At 60.9% G+C, this 320-nt stretch carries 2 protein-coding genes; one reads left to right on the forward strand and one right to left on the reverse strand.

Annotated features, from left to right (window positions below; translation table 11 throughout):
• Window positions 1–189, reverse strand: a 189-nt coding sequence (locus IG178_RS25990; RefSeq protein WP_255519010.1) for a hypothetical protein, incomplete at its 3' end; no start/stop codon positions are given.
• Here IG178_RS25990 and IG178_RS26425 point away from each other — a divergent pair.
• The coding region (locus IG178_RS26425) for a protein kinase domain-containing protein (RefSeq protein WP_425499876.1) at window positions 106–320 on the forward strand (215 nt) is incomplete at its 3' end. The two genes, IG178_RS25990 and IG178_RS26425, sit on opposite strands and share 84 nt — an antisense overlap.

Here is a 320-nt window from a genome sequence, read left to right on the forward strand (position 1 = left end):
GTCAAAGTACTGACCGACGCCGTTGAAATCGAGGACCCGCCCGTCGCGGTGTGCTGGGCGGAGCAGTTCCTTGAGGGACACGACCTTCGTGACTCCCTTCACCGCATTTGGAGCGAGCGGGAAGTCTGGCCGCTCTTGCACGACATGGCTGAGGCACTGGCAGCCTGTCATGACCTGGAGGTCGTCCACCGGGATCTGTCCCCTGCGAACGTCAGGTGCATGCCTGATGGACACTTCGTGCTTATGGACCCGGGGCTCGCGAAACACTTGGAGAAGTCGGCACTCACGGGAGGATTTCAACCGGGAACAACAGGATTCCG

Origin of the sequence: Neoluteolibacter marinus, from assembly GCF_014904755.1 — a bacterium.
GTDB classification, from domain to species: Bacteria; Verrucomicrobiota; Verrucomicrobiia; order Verrucomicrobiales; family Akkermansiaceae; genus Haloferula; species Haloferula marina.